This is a genomic window from Ruminococcus sp. MSJ-25 (genome assembly GCF_018917825.1).
Lineage (GTDB): Bacteria > Bacillota > Clostridia > Oscillospirales > Ruminococcaceae > Hominimerdicola > Hominimerdicola aceti.
Map to the genome: position 1 here is coordinate 250,363 of NZ_JAHLPI010000016.1, position 6,254 is coordinate 256,616.

Genomic DNA, 6,254 nt, shown 5'->3' on the forward strand with positions numbered 1-6,254 from the left:
TTGCATATCAGTAGTATTTTTCGTCATAAAATTTGGGGATAAAATCGTTGGCGGCGGATGTGCGGCTTTGGACAAAACCCTCAAAACCATATTTGTTCACGGCGTCAATGACGGTGTTATACTCGAAAGTTGATGTCTTACGGCAAAGCTCTTTGTAGTCAAAGGCTTTATACACTGGGGTGAACTGGCTCATAAGACTTATCATTATCTCGTCTTTGGCAAAATTTTTGCCTAGCCACTCCATAAGCTTTATGGAGTCTTTACGGTGGGTAGGGAGGACAAGGTGGCGGACTATTGTGCCGCTGCGCATTATGCCCTTTTCGTCAAAGGTTGGCTTGCCTGAAAGCTCCGCCATTTTATGTATTGAAGCAGCGGCGTTTTCAAAATAGTCTGCGGCTTTGGAATATTTATCCGAAAGTGTAGGATCAAAATATTTAAGGTCGGGTAGAAATATCTGCACATAGCCACGAAGAAGCTCCAGCGTTTGGGGCTTTTCATAACCGCCGCTGTTATAGACCACGGGGATAGTGAGCTTATCTTTACAGAGGTCGAGCGCTTTGATTATTTGCGGAACGAAATGGGTGGGATTGACGAGGTTTATGTTGTTTGCGCCCATCGATTGAAGCCGCAGAAAAGTGTCTGCAAGTTCTTGTTCAGTAAGCTCAAAGCCTTTGCCCTGAGCGGATATTTCGTAGTTTTGGCAGAAACAGCATTTCAGACAGCAGCCTGAGAAAAATACTGTTCCTGAGCCTTCTGTGCCGCTGATACAAGGTTCTTCCCACATATGAAGCTCGGCTCGGGCTATCCTTACTTTGGCAGTTTCACCGCAGAAGCCTTTATGCTCGTATCGGTTCACTTTGCACTCTCTTGGACAGAGGGTACAGCTTTTTAGAATATCGTTCATGCCGCTGTGTCAACTCTGCCTATTTTGGTGTAGGAGTCAGAGGATAGGTCGCCTGATGAGTCTGTGTTTTCGTCAAGCGGGATATTGAACTGGAATGAATCTGTTATCAAATCGTCGTTCTGGAAGCAGGCTGTGAACGTGGTGCGCTTTGAATCGGCTGGGACGAGGAACTTGATCGTATAGGTCATATCGTCGTCGTAGTCGCTTTCACCGGGGTAGAAGTTGTTTGAGAAAAACGAATTATCGTTTTCGTCATAGGCGGTGTTGTAGGCAAAGGTGAATTTTACCTGTCTGTTGCTATCGCTGATATTAACATCAAGGTCGAGGTCTATTTCCCATACTGTGTCACCGTTTATAATGCCGCCTGAAAGGGAGTTTCTTTCCTCATCGGTCAGGTCGCTTACTTTACGTTCAGTGAGGGTATAGCCTTGATACTGAACGCTGTAGGTACCGTCCTCAGCGTCTTGCGCTACATAGAGGTTGGAATGGTCGGTGTAGTCATCTTCGGCTTCACTATAGGTATCGTCATAATCGTAGTCATAGTTATAGTCGTCATATTTGCTTGAAATTATTTTTGATGAGACAAAGCCTATGATAGTTGGGAGGATAGCCATAAGGATTATTATGACCACAACGGCGGTGGCACAGCCTTTGCCGCCATTCTTTTTGTTAGAGTGGTTTATGTTCGTGGCGTTGAAGCTATAGGAGCTGTTGTTTGGGCGGTTATAGCTTGCACGCTGTTGGTTGTAGTTATTGAGGGCGGCAAGCTTTTCGGCTCTTGAATCTGAATAGCTTGGGGGAGGGGTCGGGTTTTTAGGTGGGGTATAGGTGCTTTGGAAATTCTCGTCCCTTGCTTCCTCTTTACGTTCCTCGGAAACGAAATCGTTCTTTTCTTCTTTGAAGGTGTCATTTTCAGACTGACCGAACCAGCCGTCCTGCTCGTTATCGGCACGGAGATCATGAGAGTGCAGGTCATCTGAAAGGCTGTTACAGCTTATATCCTCGTCACGGGCTGTGAAGCACTCAGGACAAATTATCTCATCATCGCTTTTAAAGCGGTATCCGCAAATTCTGCATTTATTTCTGCTCAATTATTTCACCTCATTAATATACAAATTCCCAGCCCTGTTTTACAGGCTGACAAACGCACTTATAGCTCCAGCCTGACAGCTTTTCTGCGGCTGTTTGTGCGGAAGCGATATCGGGGAAAACTCCAAAAACGGCTGAGCCGCTTCCTGTCATAAGGGCAGAGAGAGCTCCGCTGTTTTTAAGCTCATGCACTGCATGAGCTATCTCCTCACGGTCGGCGGCATATTCCAGCACATTGAAAAGGTTTGAGCATATGCCGAAAAGCTTTCCGCCGCCGATATATCTCAGCAGGACGTCCATATTACAGCGTTTTGGGTTTGAAATGCTGTCATACTTTTTGAAAGCTTCGGGGGTGGAGATACCCACGTCGGGTTTTATTATTACGAAAGCGCAGTCGGGTGAGGGCAGGTTGCTCATTATTTCGCCAACGCCCTGACAGAGCCTTGTGCCGCCTGTAATACAGAAAGGCACGTCTGCACCCAGAGCCACGCCTATGGAGCAGAGCTGTTCATCGGTGAGCCTTGTATCAAACATGAAGTCCAAGGCTCTAAGGGTAGCGGCGGCGTCTGCACTTCCTCCGCCCATGCCTGCTTGTGAGGGGAGGTTTTTCTCCACATTCACTGTTATTTTACAGTCGAAGTCAATATGGGTGAAGTCGGCAAAGGCATGGTAGGCTTTGGTGATGATATTATCCTCGCCTTTTGGAAAGCTGTCAAGTTTGCAGGTAAGCTCTATGCCCTCGCCCTCAGAGAGGGTGAAGTCCAGGAGGTCGAAGCAGGACACTGACTGCATGACAGTATTTAGCATATGGTAGCCGTCATCACGTTTACCAACGATATCCAATGCAAGATTTATTTTTCCGTAGGCTTTTATTTTTAAATTACTGCACGTTACCATTTTTGATATCCTCTAAAAATTCTCCGATACGTTTGATAGCCTCTCTCAGGTGGTTAAGGGAATAGGCGTAGGAGACACGCACATAGCCCTCTCCGCACTCGCCGAAAGCGTCTCCCGGTACGACGGCTACCTTTTTGGTGTACACAAGTTTTTCGCAGAAGTCGGCGCTTGTCATGCCTGTGCTTTTGATACAAGGGAAAACATAGAATGCGCCTTGTGGTGCAAAGCATTTAAGACCAAGCTTATTGAAAGAATCCACCACAAAGCGACGGCGGATATTATACTCGTTACGCATGGCATCTATATCCTTCTGGCAGCTGTGCATGGCAACGATAGCGGCATACTGGCTGACAGTAGGGGAGGACATGATAGCATACTGATGAAGCTTGAGCATTTGTGACACTATCTCTTTTGGTCCGCCAAGGAAGCCAAGCCGCCAGCCTGTCATTGCGAAGCTTTTGGAAAAGCCGTTTATGACGATAGTACGCTCACGCATACCCTCTATTTCTGCGATAGAGCAATGCTTGCCTGAATATGTAAGCTCGGAATATATCTCGTCTGAGGCTATCATGATATTGGTATCTTTAAGCACCTTTGCGACAGCTTCAAGATCTTCACGGCGCATTATCGCACCTGTTGGGTTATTAGGATAGGGCAGGACAAGGAGCTTGGTTTTGTCGGTTATTTTTTCACGAAGCTCGTCTGCTGTAAGTCGGAACTCGTTTTCTTCCTTTGTTTCTATGACCACCGGAACGCCGCCGCATAGGGAGACGATAGGACGATAACAGACAAAGGACGGTTCGACTATAAGGACTTCATCACCGGGTTGGATAAGGCATCTTATGGTAAGGTCGATAGCTTCAGAGCCGCCAACAGTGACGATTATTTCCTTATTAGGGTCATAGCTTGTGTGGATAGTACGCTGAAAATACTTGGCTATCTCTTCACGGAGAGCGATCAGACCTGCGTTTGCGGTATAGCAGGTCTTGCCTTTTTCCAAAGTTGAGATAGCTTCCTGACGTATGAGCCACGGAGTTTTGAAGTCAGGCTCGCCAACGCCAAGGGAGATAACGCCCTCCAGCTGCTGTGCGATATCGAAAAATTTTCTGATACCTGAGGGCTTCATTTCCTTTATGGCAGGGCAAAGCACTTTATTATAATCTATCATGGGGAGATCAAACCTCTTTCGTCTTTATCATCTGTGCTTATCATGATGCCGTTGTCTTTATAGACCTTTAGCACGAAGTGTGTGGCGGTGGACTGGACAGCGTCGATAGTTGCAAGTCTTTGGGAAACAAACTGTGAGATATCCCTGATGTTTGCACCGTTCACGGCAACGATTATATCATAAGCACCTGACATAAGGCGGACGGACTCCACCTGCTCATAGCTTGCGATCTGGTTTGCTATCTCGTCAAAGCCTGACTGTGACTGTGGGGTGACTTTAAGTTCTATAAGAGCGAAAACTGAATTAGGGTCATAGGCACTTTCGTCAACGATCGCGGAATAGCCCTTTATTACACCGCCTGCTTCAAGCTTGGCGATATCCGCCGCCACCTGTTCTTCTGACTTATCGAGAAGAACGGCAAGCTCGCTGTTTGTGATACGGGCGTTGTTTTTCAGTAATTTTATAAGCTGATCCATAAATAAACCTCCTTTAGATTTATAAATATACATTATATATTATAACATATTATCTGTATGAACGCAAGTATTGTGATGTAAGAAGTGAGTAATTTATTGTAGTGCTACAATAGATATTGGACAAAATTAAGAAAAAAGAAAAGAGAGATAGACAAAAATCTGATAAAATAAAGTTACCACACCAAATTCAAATCAGAAAGGAAGCCTATCTCTCATGAATAGTATAACACAAGATATGAAGTTTCGTCAATCCTTAATGAATTACGGCTATTTCAACTTCCGTGTTGATGTTAACAAACATTTCACAATCAACAAGATTTTAATTCAACAGACAATCCCCCTTGAAATTATATATAAATAATGCTATACTAAGTTTATTACAAAATTAGACAGAGGTGATCAAGTGCTCGCTGTTTGTATGACGCTGATCGACGATGATGATAAATCAGAGTTCAGAAAAATATATGACTCTCTTGAAAGAAAATTGTTCGTATTCTCCATGTCAAAGTTGCATAATAACGCCTTGGCAGAAGAAGCTGTTTTTGAAACATTTTTGGCGTTAGCAGAAAATTTCAAAAAAATTCATAGTTTAGAACCAGCCGAAATAGTCGCTTATACAGTTATTATTAATAGGAACGTGTGTATCGATATTCTTGCAAAAGAAAACAAACACAGTATCAATGTCCAGATAGATGATAAAATTAAAGAGATATCTGAAGACTATGACCACATTGAAAAGCTTATTGTTGCTGATATGGTCGAAAAGTTGCCTGATATTTACCGTGACGTTATTATGATGAAATATTTCTATGGCTTTAAGGTCAAGGAAATATCAAAGCAACTACACCTATCTGTTGGCGGAGTAAAATCAAGACTTGAAAAAGCCCGAAAAATACTCAGAAAGGATATAAACGACGATGAGTGATACACGATCAGAATTAAAAAAGCTTGTACCTTTGTATTGCGACGAACTAAATAGCCTAGATCTGTCATTGTACGAAAATTATGAGTTTTCTAAGGACTATCTGAACAAAAAAGAAAAGCTCATAAAGAACCAAAGCCGCATCTATTATCCGCTTATCAAAACCACAGGACGAAGGATCGCTTCTGCCATAATTGCGGCAGCTATTATGGGTACAACGACTGTTGCCGCCTATGCACCTGCAAGAAATGCAGTAAGAGATTTCTTCCTGCGAAATTTCAATGATCACACCGTTGTATCTGTTCAACATGATAGCAAAGATATAGGCGATCACAAAAGCAAGATAGAAAAGCAATATAGTATTACTGTTCCGGAAGACTTTGTTTTAGATGAAAGCGAAAGTGTTTCAACTGACAACTACATTGAATTATGCTATTATTCAGATGATAAGAAAAAGAGTATATATTTCGACCAATATACAGCGGATTCTTATTCTTCATATTATGATAATGAACGTGGTCATTTCAAAACTTCATCAGATAAATTCGGAAATGAGTTTATGATATACACAAATGATGATTTCATTAATATTTTGTGGGATAATGGCGAATATATATTTAGTTTAAGTGGTGACATATCTGAATCAGAAATAATGGATATCTACTATTCTGTAAAATAGGAATTAATAGTGCATGGTGTGATTCTGTGCACTATTTTTATGCAATAATAATAAAAACAAGTACGTGCAATTGTGAAAACATACAAACTTATGTATTTCAATCAGCCATTTTCACTGCT

At 42.8% G+C, this 6,254-nt stretch carries 7 protein-coding genes; 2 read left to right on the top strand and 5 right to left on the bottom strand.

The window, feature by feature from the left end; all coding sequences use genetic code 11:
- Positions 1-7: 7 nt before the first annotated feature.
- The 5 genes from KQH97_RS07080 to KQH97_RS07100 are packed head-to-tail and all read right to left on the bottom strand — an operon-like array spanning position 8 to position 4,534.
- Positions 8-904, bottom strand: a complete 897-nt coding sequence (locus KQH97_RS07080; protein WP_216553623.1) for a radical SAM protein — start codon at positions 902-904, stop codon at positions 8-10.
- Positions 901-1,995: a hypothetical protein gene (locus tag KQH97_RS07085; protein ID WP_216553624.1), complete on the bottom strand. Its 1,095-nt coding sequence runs from the start codon at positions 1,993-1,995 to the stop codon at positions 901-903. The genes KQH97_RS07080 and KQH97_RS07085 overlap by 4 nt, the downstream gene beginning before the upstream one ends.
- Before the next feature lie 13 nt (positions 1,996-2,008).
- Entirely contained in the window at positions 2,009-2,890 is an 882-nt protein-coding gene (gene ispE, locus KQH97_RS07090) for a 4-(cytidine 5'-diphospho)-2-C-methyl-D-erythritol kinase (RefSeq protein WP_216553625.1), read from the bottom strand.
- Complete coding sequence (locus KQH97_RS07095) at positions 2,874-4,058, bottom strand: aminotransferase class I/II-fold pyridoxal phosphate-dependent enzyme (RefSeq protein WP_216553626.1); 1,185 nt, start codon at positions 4,056-4,058, stop codon at positions 2,874-2,876. The genes ispE and KQH97_RS07095 overlap by 17 nt, the downstream gene beginning before the upstream one ends.
- Positions 4,055-4,534: an Lrp/AsnC family transcriptional regulator gene (locus tag KQH97_RS07100; protein WP_216553627.1), complete on the bottom strand. Its 480-nt coding sequence runs from the start codon at positions 4,532-4,534 to the stop codon at positions 4,055-4,057. The genes KQH97_RS07095 and KQH97_RS07100 overlap by 4 nt, the downstream gene beginning before the upstream one ends.
- A gap of 403 nt (positions 4,535-4,937) precedes the next feature.
- On the opposite strand from KQH97_RS07100, the gene KQH97_RS07105 reads away from it, so the two are divergent.
- Together KQH97_RS07105 and KQH97_RS07110 are read left to right on the top strand one after the other, a co-directional pair.
- A complete protein-coding gene (locus tag KQH97_RS07105) occupies positions 4,938-5,459 on the top strand; it encodes an RNA polymerase sigma factor (RefSeq protein ID WP_216553628.1) in 522 nt (173 codons plus the stop codon).
- Positions 5,452-6,135 (top strand): DUF4367 domain-containing protein, encoded by a 684-nt coding sequence (locus KQH97_RS07110; RefSeq protein WP_216553629.1) that lies wholly within the window; start codon positions 5,452-5,454, stop codon positions 6,133-6,135. Before KQH97_RS07105 ends, KQH97_RS07110 begins: the two co-directional genes overlap by 8 nt.
- Positions 6,136-6,254 lie beyond the last annotated feature (119 nt).

What these genes read in the sequence shown, in the direction of transcription:
- KQH97_RS07080 (WP_216553623.1), bottom strand. Translation starts at nt 904, where the DNA reads ATGAACGATATTCTAAAAAGCTGTACCCTCTGTCCAAGAGAGTGCAAA.
- ispE (WP_216553625.1), bottom strand. Translation starts at nt 2,890, where the DNA reads ATGGTAACGTGCAGTAATTTAAAAATAAAAGCCTACGGAAAAATAAAT.
- KQH97_RS07095 (WP_216553626.1), bottom strand. Translation starts at nt 4,058, where the DNA reads ATGATAGATTATAATAAAGTGCTTTGCCCTGCCATAAAGGAAATGAAG.
- KQH97_RS07100 (WP_216553627.1), bottom strand. Translation starts at nt 4,534, where the DNA reads ATGGATCAGCTTATAAAATTACTGAAAAACAACGCCCGTATCACAAAC.
- KQH97_RS07110 (WP_216553629.1), top strand. Translation starts at nt 5,452, where the DNA reads ATGAGTGATACACGATCAGAATTAAAAAAGCTTGTACCTTTGTATTGC.